Annotated in this window: 15 protein-coding genes; 5 read left to right on the top strand and 10 right to left on the bottom strand. The window is 31.8% G+C overall.

Going from position 1 to position 20,513, the window contains the following annotated elements; genetic code table 11:
* Nucleotides 1–220 precede the first annotated feature (220 nt).
* Together HMPREF3058_RS03450 and HMPREF3058_RS03445 are read left to right on the top strand one after the other, a co-directional pair.
* The gene (locus tag HMPREF3058_RS03450; protein ID WP_002476077.1) at nt 221–1,393 is read left to right on the top strand and encodes an MFS transporter; all 1,173 of its coding nucleotides are present in this window, start codon (nt 221–223) and stop codon (nt 1,391–1,393) included.
* A 161-nt stretch (nt 1,394–1,554) separates the two neighbouring features.
* The gene (locus HMPREF3058_RS03445) at nt 1,555–2,244 is read left to right on the top strand and encodes a flavin reductase family protein (RefSeq protein ID WP_002486855.1); all 690 of its coding nucleotides are present in this window, start codon (nt 1,555–1,557) and stop codon (nt 2,242–2,244) included.
* Between the two features lie 231 nt (nt 2,245–2,475).
* On the opposite strand, the gene HMPREF3058_RS03440 is transcribed toward HMPREF3058_RS03445, so the two are convergent.
* Nucleotides 2,476–2,652 (bottom strand): hypothetical protein, encoded by a 177-nt coding sequence (locus HMPREF3058_RS03440; RefSeq protein ID WP_001831885.1) that lies wholly within the window; start codon nt 2,650–2,652, stop codon nt 2,476–2,478.
* Nucleotides 2,653–2,965: 313 nt separating this feature from the next.
* Nucleotides 2,966–3,394, bottom strand: a complete 429-nt coding sequence (locus HMPREF3058_RS03435; RefSeq protein WP_002446944.1) for an organic hydroperoxide resistance protein — start codon at nt 3,392–3,394, stop codon at nt 2,966–2,968.
* A gap of 249 nt (nt 3,395–3,643) precedes the next feature.
* Between HMPREF3058_RS03435 and HMPREF3058_RS03430 the strand changes: the two genes are divergently transcribed.
* Nucleotides 3,644–5,674, top strand: a complete 2,031-nt coding sequence (locus HMPREF3058_RS03430) for an LPXTG cell wall anchor domain-containing protein (RefSeq protein WP_002490902.1) — start codon at nt 3,644–3,646, stop codon at nt 5,672–5,674.
* Between the two features lie 368 nt (nt 5,675–6,042).
* Here the strand turns inward: HMPREF3058_RS03430 and HMPREF3058_RS03425 are convergent, their stop codons facing one another.
* Nucleotides 6,043–8,010: an amidase domain-containing protein gene (locus tag HMPREF3058_RS03425; RefSeq protein ID WP_002490843.1), complete on the bottom strand. Its 1,968-nt coding sequence runs from the start codon at nt 8,008–8,010 to the stop codon at nt 6,043–6,045.
* A gap of 287 nt (nt 8,011–8,297) precedes the next feature.
* On the opposite strand from HMPREF3058_RS03425, the gene HMPREF3058_RS03420 reads away from it, so the two are divergent.
* Nucleotides 8,298–11,156 (top strand): YhgE/Pip domain-containing protein, encoded by a 2,859-nt coding sequence (locus HMPREF3058_RS03420; protein WP_002490844.1) that lies wholly within the window; start codon nt 8,298–8,300, stop codon nt 11,154–11,156.
* 310 nt (nt 11,157–11,466) lie between these two features.
* On the opposite strand, the gene manA is transcribed toward HMPREF3058_RS03420, so the two are convergent.
* The 4 genes from manA to HMPREF3058_RS03400 form a co-directional block, all read right to left on the bottom strand.
* The gene (gene manA / locus HMPREF3058_RS03415) at nt 11,467–12,417 is read right to left on the bottom strand and encodes a mannose-6-phosphate isomerase, class I (protein ID WP_002490850.1); all 951 of its coding nucleotides are present in this window, start codon (nt 12,415–12,417) and stop codon (nt 11,467–11,469) included.
* A gap of 15 nt (nt 12,418–12,432) precedes the next feature.
* On the bottom strand, nt 12,433–14,373 hold the full coding sequence (locus HMPREF3058_RS03410; protein WP_002490869.1) for a fructose-specific PTS transporter subunit EIIC: 1,941 nt from the start codon (nt 14,371–14,373) through the stop codon (nt 12,433–12,435).
* 85 nt (nt 14,374–14,458) lie between these two features.
* Nucleotides 14,459–16,330, bottom strand: coding sequence for a BglG family transcription antiterminator (locus HMPREF3058_RS03405; RefSeq protein ID WP_002490854.1), 1,872 nt, complete (start codon nt 16,328–16,330; stop codon nt 14,459–14,461).
* Nucleotides 16,331–16,893: 563 nt separating this feature from the next.
* A complete protein-coding gene (locus tag HMPREF3058_RS03400) occupies nt 16,894–17,028 on the bottom strand; it encodes a beta-class phenol-soluble modulin (protein ID WP_001831873.1) in 135 nt (44 codons plus the stop codon).
* A 298-nt stretch (nt 17,029–17,326) separates the two neighbouring features.
* Between HMPREF3058_RS03400 and HMPREF3058_RS03395 the strand changes: the two genes are divergently transcribed.
* On the top strand, nt 17,327–18,106 hold the full coding sequence (locus HMPREF3058_RS03395; RefSeq protein ID WP_001831826.1) for a (S)-acetoin forming diacetyl reductase: 780 nt from the start codon (nt 17,327–17,329) through the stop codon (nt 18,104–18,106).
* Nucleotides 18,107–18,563: 457 nt separating this feature from the next.
* On the opposite strand, the gene HMPREF3058_RS11635 is transcribed toward HMPREF3058_RS03395, so the two are convergent.
* The 3 genes from HMPREF3058_RS11635 to HMPREF3058_RS03385 all read right to left on the bottom strand — a co-directional run bounded on the left by HMPREF3058_RS11635 (nt 18,564) and on the right by HMPREF3058_RS03385 (nt 20,325).
* Nucleotides 18,564–18,734: a hypothetical protein gene (locus HMPREF3058_RS11635; RefSeq protein WP_002456749.1), complete on the bottom strand. Its 171-nt coding sequence runs from the start codon at nt 18,732–18,734 to the stop codon at nt 18,564–18,566.
* The gene (locus HMPREF3058_RS03390; RefSeq protein WP_080033768.1) at nt 18,715–19,617 is read right to left on the bottom strand and encodes a DUF1672 domain-containing protein; all 903 of its coding nucleotides are present in this window, start codon (nt 19,615–19,617) and stop codon (nt 18,715–18,717) included. The genes HMPREF3058_RS11635 and HMPREF3058_RS03390 overlap by 20 nt, the downstream gene beginning before the upstream one ends.
* A 204-nt stretch (nt 19,618–19,821) precedes the next feature.
* Nucleotides 19,822–20,325, bottom strand: a complete 504-nt coding sequence (locus HMPREF3058_RS03385) for a hypothetical protein (protein WP_002490914.1) — start codon at nt 20,323–20,325, stop codon at nt 19,822–19,824.
* Nucleotides 20,326–20,513 lie beyond the last annotated feature (188 nt).

The raw sequence follows: 20,513 nt of genomic DNA, 5'->3' as shown, positions 1-20,513 counted from the left end.
GGTTTGTGAAATATAGATAATAAAAGGTAATGGTAATCTTAAATTGAAGTAATCTGTATGTCAATTTTTCAGCTCTCATGTGTCTATAAAGAAATTAAATGTATACAAGTGTATTTATATTGTTTTAATTTTTCGTCAATTTAAATATCTCTTTAGGTATTTGAAACAACCTGTCATAATAATCGTATTGATTAAAATTTAGAAAGGAGTATGGAAATCGATGGAAGAAAGTAAAAACTATAATCTCATTACGACAATCATGTTTATTTCAGGTATCATTGTAATGGCAAGTTTATATACGGCTCTACCTCTTACGGCAACTTTCGCAGAAGACTTTCATGTTCCTGAATCTATAGCAACTTTAAACGGTGTTTTATTCTCATTAACATATTCAATCAGTTGTCTATTTTATGGAACGATTTCTGAAAAGTATGGCAGAATTAAAACTATTTTAGTAGGTATGAGTGCATTAGTTATCATCTGTCTTATGATAGGCATTGTTCATTCATTTACAGTGTTATTAATATTAAGAGCACTACAAGGCGTATTTGCTGCATCATTTTCTCCTGTAGTCATGACTTATACAACTGAAACTTATCCACGTGTGAAACGTGTAACAGCAATTAGTTTTATCAGTACAAGTTTTATGTTATCAGGTGTGTTAGGGCAAAATATGAGTGAATTAGTGGTAAGTTATTTGAATTGGCAGTGGGTATATTTTATTTTAACAATCCTATATTTAATTCTCGTATTAGTTATTTATAAAAATGTACCTGAGAGTCCTCATAAAAATCCTGATATACAACTCTTTAAGTTTTTCAATAACTTTAAAGATTTCAAAGACAATCTTAAAGTTTTCTATTGTTTATTTATTTCACTAACATTATTGATTATGTTTATAAGTATGTATGATATTTTAAATGAATATGTCACATCACACCATGTTGGAGGAGACATGTCTGTGTCCTCAATGATGAAATTGTTCGGTGTGATAGGCATGCTATTATCTCTATTTGCAGGGCGTTTAAGCAGTCGTATAGGTATGAAGCGCTTGATAACTATCGCATTAACAACATGTATTGTGTCGATCATACTCATGGGTGTGACTACGAATATTATACTTATTACAACATTTAGTGTGTTGTTTGTTGCAGGCATCGCATTTGCGATTCCTACTGTTATTTCAAAAGTAGGTGTAGTTGTTAAAAACAATCAAGGTTTCTTTTTATCTGTTAATACATTTGTATTATTCTTAGGAACAGCGATTGCACCTATTTTAATGTTATTTGTAGGCGAACTGTCTAACTTTTTCTTACAGTTTTTAATGATTGCTATTGTCGGACTGATTGCTTTAGTTGTATCAATATTTATGCCAGGTGACCAACGTTCTTGAAAATAGCTTCAAATGATAAAAGCAATATTGGTTGTTAAAAGTTATAAATATTATTTTTAACTTTTAACTATATTGAAATGATTGATAAATATTAGACAATGCTAAGTCAAGTTATGTAACCTTAAGTTGATAGAACGATTAACGATAGTAGTGGATATAAAATGAATTATTCACCAAAACAAGGTGTTAAAAGTCATGGATTGCCACATGATCCGTTCAAAAGTAGCACCGTACCTAGACCTATAGGTTGGATTTCTACAGTATCTAAAGAAGGTAAAGATAACTTGGCGCCGTACAGTCAATATCAAAATCTTACATGGGATCCCCCAATGGTAATGTTTGCGGCTAATCAGTCAGTGCTTGGCGATCATGAAAGAAAAGATACAGTTAAAAATGCGGAAGAAACTGGTTGGTTTGTATGGAATATGGCAACATATGATTTGCGTGAAGCAGTGAATTTATCATCCAAAGCATTACCTCCAGAAGATGATGAATTTGATTTTGCTGGTGTGACGAAAGAATCGTGTATCGAAGCTCCTGGAAGTAGAGTAAAGGAATCACCTGTTCATTTTGAATGTGAATACGTTCAAACAGTAAGAATTCCCACTGGAGACCCTGTTTCAACTGTGGATATAGTCATCGGTCGTGTAGCACAAGTGCATATTGACGATAAAGTAATTATGGACAACGGAAAATTAGACATTAAGTCAATCAGACCTATAGCACGTCTCGGTTATTATGATTACACGGTTGTCGATGAAATATTTGAAATGAAAGCACCTGCAGCGTCGAAAGAAGAATTGGCTGGACTTGAAGGTCGAAATTTTGACAACACTAATAAAGAATCATGATACATCAAAAAGAATGAAATCATATTCATATTAAATTCGTCGTTCAGATTCATTAATGAGAACTAGAAATTTAAAAACTTGAAAAAGAGTATTTTAAATTTAACTGACAAAAGCCAATAGCTAAATATGCCTAGGACATTGATGTCCTAGGCTCTTTTAATAATTACAAAATTTTTAAATACTATGTTTTGTTATAGAGATGTTGGTATGTTTTACAGCTTTGAAAAAAGATCATACGTAGCCATTAACAAAGTGACCGATTAAACTTAAGAGTCCTACTAAAAAAAGGCATACACCGGGTATAAACATTTTTTCTTTAGCATCTATCGGTTTTGAATGATAGATAATTTGACTTAAAACGATAAGCACAACACCAATAATCATAGCGATGATTGATATGGTAAACATAAATAGTCCTCCTTCGGTGATGAGCAACTTTACATTTTATGAAGAAAAAATCTACTTACTTATACTATTCCCATTTTAACCTTTTTATAGTTGTTTTAAAGTAAAATTTTTTAAAAAGTATGAAATTGATTTAAAAAAAGATATTTTGTTTATGAAAAGTAAATTTAATGAGGGATTGAAAATGAAAACCAGTGATTGTGGAAGTATGAGAGTATATAAAAAGAGTAGAATAGAATTCAATTTGAATTCATTATTCTACTCTTTAATCGTGTATAGAATTATTTGCAAAGAGTTAGTTGTACGATTACAAGTTTTATTGAGCTGTAACGTCTATCTGAACGTCAATATTACCACGTGTTGCTTTTGAGTATGGACAGAATTGATGTGCTTGCTCCACAAATTTCTCAGCATCTTGTTGGGACATATTTTCAAGTGTGACTTTAATATCTGCGCCAAGTTTAAAGCCATTGTCAGTATCATCTTTAAGTAATTCAATAGTGATTTCAACTTCTGGGTTTGCATCACTTATTTTATTTTGAGATAAGATTAATGATAGCGCGCTATTAAAGCATGCACTATATCCAGCAGCAAATAATTGTTCAGGATTAGTATCGTTGCCTCCTTGACCACCCATTTCCTTAGGTGTTGCAAGGTTTTGAACAAATGTATTATCTGGACTAAAAACGCGACCATCACGTCCACCATTTGAAATCATTGTAGTTGAGTAAATAGAATTTGCCATTATAAAAACTCCTTGTTTTTGAATTACACTTAACTTAATATATTATTTAAATAATTAAGTGTGTAAAGAAGTGTAATACCAAATTACTAATAATTACAAGAAATTTGTTTTTTAAATTTGTTATTTTAGGTTCATTATCTACAAATCTATGAAATTATGTATTATAATGTGATATGTATATTTTTGATTAAATCATGTAAATCTATTTAAAGAATAATACAGGTAACTTTATTAAAGGAGTATGTGTAAATGAAGAGAACAGATAAAATTGGTGTCTACCTCAAGCTGTCATGTTCTGCGTTGTTACTTAGTGGTTCGCTGGTTGGTTATGGCTTCACAAAAGATGCTTTTGCAGATTCAGAAAGTACATCATCAAATGTTGAAAATACTTCTAATAGTAACTCCATCGCTGACAAAATCCAACAAGCTAAAAATGATATTAAAGATTTGAAAGAACTTTCTGACGCAGATATCAAAAGTTTTGAAGAACGTTTAGATAAAGTCGATAATCAATCAAGCATTGACCGAATTATAAATGATGCAAAAGATAAAAATAATCACTTAGAATCGACAGACTCTAGTGCCACATCATCAAAAACTGAAGATGACGATACATCTGAAAAAGATAATGATGATATAACTAAAGACTTAGATAAAATTCTGTCAGATTTAGATTCAATTGCTAAAAATGTTGATAACCGTCAACAAGATGAAGGAAGTGTTTCTAAACCTAGCGACTCAACAACCGATGAAGAAGATGATTCAAATAATAAAGTACACGATACAAGTGCTAGTACACGTAATGCAACTACTGATGATTCTGAAGAGTCAGTTATTGATAAATTAGATAAAATCCAACAAGATTTTAAGTCTGACTCTAATAATAAGCCTTCTGAACAAAGCAATCAGCAAGCATCACCATCTAATAAAACAGAAAATAACAAAGAAGAATCTAGTACAACAACAAACCAATCTGATAGTGATAGTAAAGACGATAAAAGTAATGATGGTCGTCGCTCAACATTAGAACGTCTAGCATCAGATACTGATCAAATTAGGGATTCAAAAAATCAACATGTCACAGATGGAAAACAAGATATACAAGCAATTACACGTTCATTACAAGGTAGTGATAAGATTGAAAAAGCACTTGCTAAGGTACAAACTGACAATCAATCACTAGATTCTAATTATATAAATAATAAATTAATGAATTTAAGAGCACTAGATACAAAAGTAGAGGATAATAACACTTTATCTGATGATAAGAAACAAGCGCTTAAAAAAGAAATTGATAAAACTAAGCAAAGTATTGACCGACAAAGAAATATTATTATAGATCAACTCAATGGTGCTAGTAATAAAAAACAAGCAACCGAAGATATCTTAAATAGTGTTTTTAGCAAAAATGAAGTAGAAGATATAATGAAACGTATTAAAACAAATGGCCGAAGTAATGAAGATATCGCTAATCAAATTGCCAAGCAAATTGATGGTCTTGCATTAACTTCTAGTGATGATATTTTAAAATCAATGTTAGATCAATCTAAAGATAAAGAAAGTTTAATTAAACAACTGTTGACGACACGACTTGGTAATGATGAAGCAGATCGTATTGCCAAAAAATTGTTAAGCCAAAACTTGTCGAATTCTCAAATCGTAGAACAATTAAAACGTCATTTTAATAGTCAAGGAACAGCAACAGCTGATGATATATTGAATGGTGTGATTAATGATGCTAAAGACAAAAGACAAGCGATTGAAACAATATTACAAACCCGTATCAATAAAGACAAAGCTAAAATTATCGCTGATGTTATTGCGCGTGTACAAAAGGACAAATCAGATATCATGGATCTCATTCACTCTGCGATTGAAGGCAAGGCAAATGATTTATTAGATTTAGAAAAACGAGCAAAACAAGCTAAGAAAGACTTAGAATATATTTTAGATCCTATAAAGAATAGACCATCCTTGTTAGATCGTATTAACAAAGGTGTCGGTGATTCTAATTCAATATTTGATAGACCAAGTTTACTTGATAAACTTCACTCAAGAGGATCTATTCTTGATAAATTAGATCATTCGGCACCAGAGAATGGATTATCTTTAGATAATAAAGGTGGCCTTTTAAGTGATCTATTTGACGACGATGGTAATATTTCATTACCAGCGACAGGTGAAGTCATCAAACAACATTGGATGCCAGTGGCTGTTGTACTCATGTCATTAGGTGGGGCGCTCATCTTTATGGCTCGTAGAAAAAAACACCAAAATTAATTTGAAAATGATATATACTAATAGACATCATCAATCTTATGTGTAGTTAAACAATTACACAGTTAATGATTGAGTTGTCGCAATGCTTACTCAAAGTTTATAACAAGAGTCAGTATAAAAGAGTAGGACTAAGAATTTAAAATCAATTCTGTCCTACTCTTTTTTGACATGCAATAATGATCGTTATATATAATGAATAATATACTTTTAGAAATCACTTGAGTAAAATATAAAAATGGACTTTTCAATGTAAACTTACTCTAATATAGTTATTGAATATAAAATAAGCACAAAGATGCATTGTAAATTTGAATACATCTTTGTGCTATTATTTTGTGGGTAATACCTCAAATAATTTTAAATTTTTACTATTTACCTTTAATGTAATCTAAATCTTGAGCATCTTCTGCATCAATAGTTCTGAATGAAATGACACCTAATCCTTTAACATTTGATTCAGAAATAACAATTGAACCGTCGTCATTAACTTTTTCAACGAAAGCAACATGACCATACTGTGTATCAGCACCTAATTGTCCAGCTTCAAACACAACTGCAGTATGATTTTTAGGTGTGTGCGTTACCGTATAGCCTTCACTTTCAGCACGGTTATTCCAATTATGAGCATCACCTAAGTCACCAGAAATGGATGAATCAAATTGATTCATACGGTGGTACACATACCAAGTACATTGACCATGTGGGTAAGGTGATGTACCGGAAGTTTCAGTAAATGGTTTGAAGTCATTACCAGACACATCTGTACCTATTGATTTGTTGTATTTCTTCATGTTAGGCATTTTTTCTTTGTCAAAAGATGTTAAATGATAATGTTTAATAATACTATTTAATTTTTTAGAATAATTAGGATCTGTGGCGTATGAGCGTGACAGATGTGAAGTAGCATCTTTATATGATAGAGCTTCACTCTTCCAAGTTGGTTTATAAATTGACGGATTACCATCGATACCATGCTTGATTAAATCTGCATAATCTTCAAGAGATTGTTTAGTACTTGGGTATTTACGGAAACCTGCTTGGATACTAAACATATGATTACTGCTATCAGCTTCTAAAGTATTAAAAGTTACAGATTGTCCTTTGTAGTCACCTTTGATTCCAAACAAGTTATGATTTGGTGATTGTGCAAGCGAACTTTTTCCAGAGTCAGATTCTAAAATAGCTTGAGCAATCATAACTGATGCATATATATCTTGGTCTTTTCCAATCTGATGCGCATCTTTAGCAATTGATTGAATGAAATCACGTGTGTCTTGACTGTCAACAACATTAAATGAATCAGAAGATAAGTCACCATTGTCTAATTCAGGTAGTTGTTGGAAAAGACTTGTTGAACGTGTATTTGAGCGTTTAATGTCATCCTCGAATGATTGTGCAGGTTTTGATTGATGTTTTAATTCATCATCTGTTGGTAATTGTGGATTCTTGTCAGTATGATCACTTTGAGATGTTTTAGTGTGACTTGTATTCTTGCTTTTATTGTAATCTTTTTCTGTTTTCTTAGCATCCTGACTATATTCATCTAAAATAGAGTCTAATGCTGAATCTGTAATACTAGAATATTTCTTGTTACGTTCTGAGCTATCATCATTCGCTTGAGTTTGTTTTTGCTCAGAAGAAGATTGATTTTTGTTTGTATCTACGTCTTCGCCTTCTTGATCTTCTTTATCCATTTCTCCAAGTAAATCACTGACGTCAGAATCGGCTTGGTGGTTAGTTGTCTTTTCTTTTTCATTGTTTGATGGTTCTTGATCTTGTTTAGCAGACGACTGTGAGTGATTTTGATGTTGTGATGGTTGTTTTGTCTGATCTGCTTGATCTACTTGATCTTTTTCGTCATTAGAAGAATGGTTTGTCTTTTGTGGCTGTTCGTAATCTGTTATATCAGAATCAAAATCAAATAAATTTTGGATGAGTGACGTTAAACTAAAACTATCTTCGTATTTATTCGGTTCCCAGTATTTAGAAAAATCTACTGACTGAGACTTAAAATTATCATAAAGTTGATCAACTAAATTATCATCTTTCATTTTATAGTTGCGATGTGTTGAGTCAGCTGATAATGATTTATTAGAGTCTTTGTCCTTGCTGTCAGAAGTGCTTTTTTTATCATCAGAATCGTGTTTAGAATCATCGTTGTTAAATTCATCTTTTTCAGATTGCTTTGATGTTTCTTTTTGTGCTTGATGTTGTTCCATTTTATCTGAGCTTGTATTTTTATTAGATGAATCTTCAGCAAAAGCTGCTTGTGTAGCGAAGGTTGGCGTGATAAGCGTCGTCGATAGTAAATATACTAAAAATTTATTTTTCTTCATCTTATGTGTGCTCCCTTAAAAAATATTTTTAGTTATTGTCATAACAAATGAGAATTTGATATAATTTATCTTATGATTTATAAAGTTGACAAGTATCAACAAAAATGGATTACGCCTTAATACAAATATTATACTAATCAACATTAGAAAAATAAATCCATTTAATCAAATTTTAATATAACATGTGTATCATCTTTACGTAAGCAAAAAAATATGCACATTTAAGTAATCATCTGTACGGAAATGTATTACAATAAAAAAGAATAATGATAATTAGGAGTGTGAAAATGAAAAACGCACTAAAACTTTTTATCACGGATTTAAAAAGAGTTGCTAAAACACCAGGTGTATGGGTCATCTTAGCTGGTTTAGCAATTCTTCCTTCATTCTATGCATGGTTTAACCTCTGGGCTATGTGGGATCCTTATGGTCATACAGGACATATCAAAGTTGCCGTAGTGAATGAAGACCAAGGTGAAAAAGTTCGTGGTAAGAATATTAATGTAGGAAATAAAATGGTCAAAACTTTAAAAAAGAATGATAGTTTTGACTGGCAATTTGTGAGTAGAGAAAAAGCTGACCATGAAATTAAAATAGGAAAGTATTATGCAGGTATTTATATACCGAAGAAATTTACACATGAAATCACTGGTACTTTAAGAAAACATCCTCAAAAGGCGGATATAGATTTTAAAGTAAATCAGAAGATTAATGCCGTAGCAGCTAAATTAACTGATACGGGATCGTCATTTGTGATTGATAAAGCAAATAAACAATTTAACAAAACCGTAGCAACCGCTTTACTTTCTGAAGCTAACAAAGTCGGACTATCAATTGAAGATAATGTACCTACAATCAATAAAATTAAGAGTGCTGTATATCAAGCTAATAATTCATTGCCTAAAATTAATCAATTTGCAGACAAGATTATTGAACTAAATAAACATCAAGATGATTTGGATGCTTATGCTAATCAATTTAGAAGTTTAGGAAAGTATAAAGGGAATGTATTAGATGCTCAAGAAAAACTTAATGCTGTTAATTCGTCTATTCCGGCGCTTAATGAAAGGGCTAAGTTGATTCTTGCACTTGATAGCTACATGCCTAATATTGAAAGAATTTTAAATGTTGCTGCTAATGATGTTCCAGCACAATTCCCTAGAATCAATAGAGGTGTTGATATTGCAAGTGAAGGTATTGATGCAGCGAGCGGTCAGTTAAATGATGCAAAAGGTTATTTGACTCAAGCTAAAGCGAGAGTGGGAGACTATCAAGAAGCAGCGGGCCGCGCTCAAGATGTGAACAACCAAGCAAATCAAAATTTAAGAAATCAAGCATCAACTACACCCCAAAGCGCTATAAAATCATCTCATTCGGAAGGGAAGAGTCATTCAAACATTAAAACAGTACCTGTGAGTCAATCAGGTGAGAATCAACCCGTATACAGTGATAACATTTTATCTAACAGTGATGTAAAATCAATGAATACAGCTTTAACAGAAGCTTTATTATCATTATCTAATCAAACTGATCAACAAGCACAAGCTACCCAACAAGACATTAAGTCATTAAAAAATATAGCATATGGTGTCATCGCTTCAGATAAACCATCAGAGTTTAAAGAACCATTAAAAAATATAAAATCACGCTTAGAAAACGCATCTAAGTATAATCAACAATTTATAGATATCTTGTCAGAGTTGGAAAAAAGTGAACATGTTGATTTATCTAATGAAATTAAGCAAGTGAAAGAAGCAAACAATAGCATTAACGATAATTTAAAAAGTACCAATCAATTAATAGATGCATTGTCAAATGGTAGCTCTGGACAATTAGAAGCAGTCAATGTATTACGTGACTTACCTAACTTAAATAAAAGGTTAGATACATTACGAAATTACATTAAAAAAGAACTTAATCGTAATTTACTAGCTGTTTCTAATGAGATTACTGATCAACTTAATAAAGGTCAAAATACATTATCGACAATCCAGTCTAAATTAAATACTATTAACCGAGTGATTAACGCTGGTCAAGATATTTTAAATAGCGGTAAAAAGAGAATTGATACGATTCAAACTGCATTGCCAGCGATCGAAAACGCATATATAAAAGCAATGAGAACTGCACAGGCTTACTTCCCAACAGCTAAAAAAGATGTCGCGAAAGCCGCAGACTTTGTACGTAATGACTTGCCTGGATTAGAGAGAGAATTAGCCAATGTAACACAGTCTGTAAACCAAAAAATACCATCTTTATTTAGTCGTTATGATAATGCTGTAGATTTATTAAACGAGAAACAGCCTCAAGCTAAAGAAGCACTTGCTTCGCTTGCCGATTTCTCAGAAAATAAATTGCCAGATGTTGAGAAAGACTTGAAAAAAGCAAATAAAATCTTCAAAAAGTTAGATAAAGATGATGCTGTAGATAAGTTAATAGATACACTGAAAAATGATTTGAAGAAACAGGCAGATATTGTTGCTAACCCTATTAATAAAAAAACGACAGATGTGTTCCCAGTAAAAGATTATGGTTCTGGCATGACGCCATTCTATACTGCATTGTCTATTTGGGTTGGAGGATTATTAATGGTTAGCTTATTATCTGTGGATAACAAACACGAACACTTACAACCTATTATGACGAAGAGACAAGTGTATCTTGGTAAATCTGGTTTCTTTTTCTTATTAGGTATCATACAGGCATTAATAGTATCTATCGGTGATTTAGTTATCCTTAAAGCATCGATAGAATCACCGATATTATTTGTCTCTGTTGCCGTGTTTAGTTCACTCGTATTTAACTCGATCATTTACACATCTGTATCATTGTTAGGTAACCCTGGTAAGGCTGTTGCTATTATCTTACTTGTGTTACAAATTGCTGGTGGAGGAGGTACATTCCCAATTCAAACAACGCCAGAATTCTTCCAAGCGATATCTCCATATTTACCATTCACGTATTCTATCGACGCATTACGTGAAACAGTTGGAGGTATAGTTCCAGAGATACTGATTACGAAAGTGATTATTTTAGGTTTATTCGGAATTGGATTCATGGTTGTAGGTTATTGCTTGAAACCTGTGACTGACCCTATTATCCGTAAAATTGCTGAAAAAGCTGACGAAAGTAAAGTAACTGAATAAAGATCAACGATTTTACTTAATTAATGTCAGAACAGTATGATTTAAAATGATACTTACAGGAAAACATGTTGTATTGTTCTTATCTTAGAAAGATAAGTTAAAAAACGGTTATTCACCTTAACAGAAGGTGGATAACCGTTTTTGTTTATCCTAAGTTTAACAGTGACAGATTTTATTGCTATAGAAACAGGCACAGTTGTAATTATCGATGCTTCTCTTATATGAAAGAAAAATCTATGATTAAGTCAGTTCAAGTAACATGATGTTTTATTCAATTGATTTAAATTAAAAATTGATGCAACACGTTTATTTAAGATGCCTCATCTTTACTAAAACTGACTATTATATCCATATTACCAACAAAGTTAATATATTGATCTTCAGAATTTAAAATAAAATGATCACCCTTATCGATTTTATATACTTCGTTATTGATTGAAACTTGCCCGTGGCCGTTAATCATTGACACTAAGCAATAAGTGTGTGGTTTTTGAAAATCTAATATGTCTTTGATAGACCATTCTTCAACCGTAAAGAAATGATTAGCAACAAATTGAGTGTATTGATTGCCATTTATCATTTCAGTCTTAGGTGTTGTATTAGGTTCAGTTGTAGTGATATCAATAACATCTTTACTTTGGTTTAAATGTAATTCACGCGTATGACCATTTTTATCTTTTCGGTCATAATCGTATATACGATATGTTGTATCTGAGGATTGTTGGGTTTCCAAAATGAGTATTCCGGAACCAATAGCATGAACTGTACCGGCTGGTACATAAAAGAAGTCACCCGGTTTAACAGGTACATGTTTAAATAAATAGTCGAATTCATGATGATCAATCATATGTTCAAGTTCATTTTTACTTGTAGCATTAACACCATAGATAATTTCAGCACCAGGTTGAGCGTCTAAAATATACCAACATTCAGTTTTACCGTATTCGCCTTCATGTTTAAGTGCATATTCATCATCAGGATGTACTTGTACTGACAAACGATCATGTGCATCTAGAATTTTAGTGAGGAGTGGAAAATCTTTACGTGAGTCATTTCCGAAAAGTGCTTTATCCTCGTCCCAAACTTGTTTTAAAGATTTCCCCTTATGTTTTCCGTTAAGAATTGTGTTGGGACCGTTTTTATGTGCGGAAATTGCCCAGCATTCACCCGTAGAATTATTCGGAATATCGTAACCAAATTGAGTGAGATTGGTGCCACCCCATAAACGTTCTTGAAATACGGGTTGAAGAAAAAGTACCATTTGTCATACGCTCCTTTATATCTCTTTTAAAATATTAAATATTTCATCACGACTTTGAGCATGAATTAACTCATCACGCGTATTATCTTTCATGAGCGTTCGTGATAAACGTTGTAGCAGTTTTAAATGTGTATCGTTATTGTCATTGGGAACTGCTATAAGGAAAATGAGCTGAGGATTTGATTCATCTAGACTTTCCCACTCTACACCTGCTTTATGATTTAATACAGCGACGATAGGACGTTTAACTGCATAAGATTTAGCATGTGGTATTGCAACGTTCATTCCGATAGCAGTTGTTGACTCAGCTTCTCGTTTAAGGATTGCGGTTCTTACCTCTTCTATATTCGTAATGTAATGACGATGGCATAACTTTGTAAGTAATCTATCAATCGCTTGATCTCTTGTCATTGGTTCCTTGGTAATTTCAATGAGTGATTTATCGAACACCATATGATGTGAGGATTGTGTAGTGTGATTAGTAGATTGGTCATCAGAAAATACATTGTCAGTTCCAACAGAAGTATCATTTCCACTACTGCTTTTTGCTGTAGCAAGGGTGTGACGTTTAAATAACAAGACTGTCAACATGGTTGCTAGACTTCCGACAATAACAGCTACAAAGAACCATAAAATATTACTGATTCCACCTAGTACAGCGACAATAGGACCTCCGTGAGCAACTTTATCACCGACACCACCAATGGCCGCTATCACTGAAGCGAACATCGCGCCAATCATATTAGCTGGAATGATTCTTAGAGGATCTTGTGCAGCAAAAGGGATTGCTCCCTCAGTGATACCAAATAATCCCATCGTAAATGATGCTTTACCCATTTCTTGTTCTGCTTTATTAAATTGGTGTTTACGAACAAACGTTGCTAAACCTAAACCAATCGGTGGTGTACATACTGCAACAGCAACCATTCCCATCACAGTGTAGTTGCCTTCAGCAATTAATGCAGAACCGAATAAGAATGCTACTTTGTTAACTGGACCTCCCATATCAAAAGCAATCATCGCGCCAATAATAAGAGCAAGAATAATGATGTTAGCCCCTTGCATTCCTTTTAACCATGATGTTAATGCACCAAAAATATTCGAAATTGGTGCGCCTATTACAAATATAAAAATGAGACCAACTATTAATGAAGATAGAATAGGTATAATGATGATAGGCATAATAGGGGCCATAGCTTTAGGAACTTTAATCTGTTTAATCCATTTTGCAATATAGCCCGCTAAGAAACCTGCGACGATACCACCAAGGAAACCGGCTCCTGCTTCACTTCCATATAAACTACCATCTGCAGCAATGGCACCACCAATCATACCTGGAACAAGACCAGGTTTATCAGCAATACTCACCGCGATATAACCTGCAAGGATGGGAACCATAAATTTAAACGATAAACTACCAATATTTTCAATAGATTTCCAAAATGAATCTTCGGGGATAACTAATCCTTTTGGAGTGGTGTGTCCTCCAAGAGTTAAGGCAATAGCTATGAGTAAACCGCCAACGACGATAAATGGCACCATGAAGGATACACCATTCATTAAATGCTGATACACCATTTGAATATTACTTTTATGAGATTCTTCCTGATCTCTAGACATATTTGTAGAAATATTTTGATCATGGTAAATTTGTGCATCTTGGTCAATCACACGTTGTATTAATTCCTTGGGTCTATGAATACCTTCACGTACACTTTCATTGATGAGAGGTTTACCATTAAATCTTGATAAATCTACCTGTCTATCGGCAGCAATGATGATTCCATCAGCTTCTTTGATTTCTTTAGAAGTGAGCACATTTTCTGCTCCGACGCCTCCTTGAGTTTCAACCTTAATATCAACGCCCATATCTTTTGCCGCTTGTTCTAATTTTTCTTGAGCCATATATGTATGAGCAATTCCATTTGGACATGATGTAACTGCAAGTATTTTCATAGTATGCACGCTCCTTTTCCTAACAATAATTGTAAACGCATACATTCAAGCATAAAAAAAGAATAATTGCCGTCAATAGTGGCAATTATTCTTTAAAACGTGCATACAAAGTGTTTTTTAGTTGTAAATTATCTAAAAGACATAATTGATGGATGTCATCTTCTTCTAATTGAGCAATTGTTTGTATAATTTTACGGTTAATATTTAAATCTTTTTTACTCATTGCTAAAAAGAAAACAAGTTTAACTTTATGTTGTTTCCATGTTATAGGTTGAGAAGGTTTAAATATAATCATGTGTGATTTTAGTACTTTTTCAGGGTTGCCGTGCGGGAGTGCTATCCCTTTACCTATATATGTTGAGGATTGTTTTTCGCGATCTATTGCACTTTCTATATAGCCATCTAGAGTTGCATGATGATAATCTAAAATTTCTTTGGATTTCTCAAAAATTGGAAGAATGTGATTTGAATGATTCAGTTTGAAATTGGACTCAACACTCAACTGAATTTTTGATAATATATCATCTTTTGATAATGGGTTTTGCATGGCTTTTATAAAGAATTCGATTTTTTTAGCATCGTCATCTGAAAATAAAGGTGATACTTGTATGACTTTAGGTGTTTGTAAAAGTTGACTTGTATCAAAGTCTTGAGTAGTAATTAATAAGTCAATCCCTTCAAAATGATAGTCGTTAATATCTTCAAGTTTTAATGTATCTACGATTTGTATTGCATGATTAAGTTGTTTGATTTTCTCAGCGAGTAACGTTGAGATGCCTAAACCATAATAACAAGCAATTACAACATGAATATGTGATGACTTATGACGTTCGATAGAAGACTGAAAATGTATAGTTAAAAAGGCAATCTCGTCTTCACTTAATTGGATATTTGTATCTTGTGATAATTGTCGAATACTATCATATAGTGTATTAAAGACAAAGGGATATAGTCGTTTAATTTGACTTGTTAATGGATTATTTAGATACACATGACGCATTAATCGCAAATATGTACGACTAAAGTGGACGTTCATATTATCTTTTAAAATTGTATCTTGTGAAAAGGGAAAACCAATATGCTGCTCCATTAATTCAATGAGGCGATCGATATAACTTTGGATAAATAGTTGTTGGACCCCTAAATCAAACTTATTGTAATGGTAGCTAATAAAAAAGGAAAAGCATTCGCTTGTTTTATTGTTAAGTTGATATCCAAGCGTTTCGTTGATATCTTTTATACACTTTTTCGCAATAGTTAAAGATTCTGTATCAGTGCTCCAATCTTCTTCCTCTGGTTGAGAATGTTTAATAATTAAAATTAGATGCACAAGTAATTGTTGTATTTTATTTTCAGAAGTTGATAATTGATGATTATTTATATGCTTTGAGATAATTTGTTTTATTTTTCTAGTATGGGCTTGAGGTAACTCTTGTAAAATAAGTTTTTCAACTTTAAAGTCATCGTCTGTAAGTTGGTTGATATGAAGTACAGCATTACTGATACTCGTTGTACTCGCATCGATCATGATACCTTGCTTCTTTTTAATTGATAAATAAATATCAAATTTTATAGCCCACGTTTGTATACGTGTTATATAATCAATCACTTTTGATTTTGTTAAATGGTAAGTTGAAGATAGCTCTTTAATAGTGAATGTATGCTTTTCCATAAATAACCTATAAGCAATTGTGACAAGTAATTTATTCTCTTTTACAATAACTGATTCTAAAGCAGATTGTATCTCATCAGGTGTATAAAGCCATGTATTTAGCAGATAACCTTTAGATTGTACACTTAAAATTAATTCATTTAGAAATGTAGTATGTATAGTTTTAATATCATTACGAATAGTTCTATTAGATACATTTAACTGTTTGGCAATATCATGGCCGCTTATATACGTATCTGTATAATTTAATAACAATTTGATGAGTTTGATTTGTCTATCAATCACGATTAATCACTCTTCTCTATATAAACTTTGAGAAAACGCTTCAATAATTTACTTTAATTCTATTATTAAAATTGAACACAATCAATATGGGGAAAACGTGAAAAATTTTACCATCATCTTAATTACAATTATAAGAAGTCGATATTTATAATTCAGTTATATTTTTAGAGATAGTAGACATCAATTATTAAAAAGTAAAATTTGAATTAAATTAGATTTGAGTTCGATATATATTAAGTGGTAAAGAGATGAAATTAATATCTATAATAAAAATTGCTTCACTTTAAACCATGTGGAAATCAGTTCGCTTAAGATTGAAAGTTAATGGTCCAGTATGATGGTGGAGTATTAGAATAAATGATTTTGTCAGAGAAATAGAGGACTAAAATGATAAATTCTAAAAAGGTTATAGAATTAATATTTTAAGATGAATAGTACAGTATAGTCACTTGTTCAACTTAATTAGCATCTATAAATACCATAAAACAAGGCAAGGACACGAATGTATCCCAGCCTTGTTTTATGGTATTTAGAAACAATGAGGTTTCATATGCTATTTTGAATTAAACAAATTTTAAAACTTGATCAACGATTTTTGCAACTGTATCTGCAATACCGAATCCCATGTCTACCCAATCTTGTTTTACGTGTAAACCAGCGTTTACAGCGTTATGTAATGATTCAACGATACCTGACATAATAATATAATCCTCCCTTGTTGTTTGTAATACGCTTACATAACTATTTTTAACATACATGTAGATACATGTAAATGGAGTTGAGAAATTTTAACAAATTCTTTAAAAACAAAATAAAATTGAGAACTAGGAATTTGGAATATTGCGACTTCTTGTAATTTAATTAATTGCAATAGATAAACATTGAAAATTAAATGTTAATAAAATTGTGCATTTATTCACAATATTTTCACATCAAATTGCACAAATTATGATAATTTAAATATATAATCTTAAGAAATATTGAGGAGTGGTTTTGTTGAGTAACTCAAAAAAAGTAGCCGTTGTTACAGGTGCAGCACAAGGTATTGGCTTGAAAATTGCTGAGCGTCTATTTGAAGATGGATATAGCATCGCGCTTGTAGACTTTAATGAAGCGGTAGCTAAAGAGTCAGCTGAAAAATTATCAAAAGAAGGGCAAGAAGCAGTTGCTTTTAAAGCAGACGTTTCAAATCGTGATCAAGTATTTAGTGTGTTAAATCAAGTCGTTGAACACTTTGGCGATTTAAATGTCCTAGTTAATAATGCTGGTCTTGGTCCAATGACACCAATTGAATCAGTAACACCTGAACAATTTAATCAAGTTGTAGGTGTTAACGTAGGTGGTGTATTCTGGGGCATCCAAGCTGCAATTGAACAATTTGATAAATTAGGACATGGCGGTAAAATTATCAATGCCACATCTCAAGCAGGTGTTGAAGGTAATGCAGGCTTATCTCTATACAGTAGTACTAAGTTTGCTGTTAGAGGATTAACTCAAGTAGCAGCACGTGATTTAGCTGAGAAAAATATTACAGTCAACGCATTCGCACCTGGTATTGTTGAAACACCAATGATGAAAGGTATCGCTGAAAAGCTTGCTGAGGAAAATAACCAACCAATGGAATGGGGTTGGAAACAATTTACAGATCAAATTGCTTTAAAACGCTTGTCTAAACCTGAAGATGTAGCTAATGTAGTAAGCTTCTTAGCAGGTAGCGATTCAGATTATATTACTGGCCAAACAATCATCGTTGACGGTGGTATGAGATTCCACTAAGATAAATATCAATGAGATATAAAAAAGTTGAGTAAAGTTAATTCTAGAGATTTTAAAATTTCTAGAATTAACTTTTTTAATTATCAAACATTAACATTCTTCTATTCTGTAAAAATAACTTAAGCTATTTAAGGTACTTTAACCGCTTAGAAAATGGTCAATATTTATAATTAGTAATTAAATTTAAAATTGATGGCGTGATATATTGTGGCATATCTTTTACAAAAGGTATGCGCTTAGAAAAATATTCACTCTCAGATCCAGAAATGACATGAAATCTAGCAATTGCAAATATTGGATAATCTTTAGGTAAACAATGATTGATACTTTGATTTGTTCATTGCTTTATCATTTAAACAAACATAGTGATTTTAATTTTTATCATATAAAAGAATGAAGATAAAAAAGATGTATGTGAAAAGTGTGCTCACATACATCTTTTTTATTAATATACATCTTAGTTAGCACCAACTGCTACTATAGAATTTGATGTGGATGCATCATCGTAAGAATCAATTACTTTGAATTTTTTACCGTTAACTGTAAATTGTTTATTTTTAGTATTGTGATATACCCAAAAGCCATTTATTTCAGCTATATCCCTATCATTAATTTTTAAATCCGTCATGGTCGAACACCCTATACTCATTAATTTGATTGTTATTTATGTTTGGATCGTTGATTTCTAATTTGTTATTGCTAAATAATAAGTGGAATGTGAAATTATGTGGAATAGATGGCTCTTTTCTCATTTCTTTAGCCATGGATAAAGTATTTTTTCTAATGATTTTTTCGTCATATTCATCCAGAGTACTGAAAAGTGTAGTCGTTATTTCTGTATTAAGATACGTATCTTTTTTAGACTTTAATTGTTTCATATGCTTTTTAAAATCATCGTTACTTTCTTTAATTAAAGGTTCAAAATGTTTTCTATAATCTCGTAATTTCGTGGAACTAGTAGTAATGTAAAAGTAATTATTTTGATAACCTATATTTTGAGTTTTAGTTATTGCTTCATCGGTGAATCCAGTATAGTGATATTTATCTTCTTTATCTTTGAGGTATTTTTCTAAGTTATCCATTTTTTCCTTATTTGCTCTATACTCAAAACCGCTTAACACAGTTCCTACCATATCACTCATAGTATCTCCGTTATCATTGCTTCGCATGGAGCCTTCTTCATGGATTGATTCCATATCAAAAGGGATGCTTGCATTAAACACAATGTCATGATCATCGCAATGAACGTAGACTTCGACGGCATCACCACTTCCTACAACATTTGTGGCTTTAACATTAAGGCTAAAATTATCTTTAAAAAATTGTTCGCCAAGTTTTTCGTATTCTTCACGATGTTTTTTCGCATGTGCGATAGCACTTTTTTCAGCTAATGGTTGGAAATCTTGACCTTTGTATTGACTTGCAGGAACTTTTTCTATTTCGTCTTTCATTGTCGAACAACTTCCTAATATTAGTGTTGAAACGATAATGGTAGATATCAGTTTTCTCATGATACACCTCAATATAAGATTAGTTACTTTCATTTTAACTTAATTTATAAATTATATAAATATAATTTATAAAAGTATTGAAAAAATATAACATTTTTCACATATTAGTTATATCGATTTTATAGTATTTTCAAGCATATTCGAATAAAAAAATAAAAAGCTTACACAATGTAATTTGATACATGCATAAGCTTTGTCATATGATTAACGATTTTTATTCTGATTATCATTTGTTCCATGATTTTGATTGTTGGAATTATTGTTTGAGTTGTCATTTTGTTGTGAATCAGATTGATTATGATTAGGTCGTGACGACTGTTGTGGTGTTGATTGTGATGGTTGATGATCTGATTGATTAGTTTTGTTCTGATTCGGTTTCTGTTTGTTATTTTCTGAAGAGTTATTTTTATTTGAACCAGACTGTTGATTATTATTTGGGTATTGATGGTAATTAGGTTGTTGCGCTGGTTGTTCAGTACCTGATTGATTATCGTTGTTATAGTCACTATTTGTTGGTTGCGTTTGATCTTGGTGTTGATGAGTATCACGATTCTGATTTGAAGTATTATTTTGTTTGTTTTTGCGATTGTGTTCTATTTTTTGATCGTTCTTATTAGAAGTTGTATGGTGGTTAATAGCTGCATATAATGAAAAGCCCAATGCACATATAAGAATGATTACCACTATTGTAGCTAAAAATTTTTTCAAAGCGTATATCCTCCATCCTTTTTATCAACTATATTTTATTATAATCCTTTTTTTATTGTAAGTAGAATTATTCTATAAAGTACATTAAAAATTCCAGATTTAATTTTCTAGTAATATATTACAAGCTAGAATTATCGTTTAACGTCTAAGCATGATGTCATGACTGAACCATTGTGCTTGTTATAATC

This window comes from Staphylococcus sp. HMSC068G11, from assembly GCF_001815825.1.
Taxonomy (GTDB): Bacteria; Bacillota; Bacilli; order Staphylococcales; family Staphylococcaceae; genus Staphylococcus; species Staphylococcus epidermidis.
The sequence above is the reverse complement of the archived record's forward strand: the minus strand, read 5'-3'. Positions and strand labels throughout refer to the sequence as shown.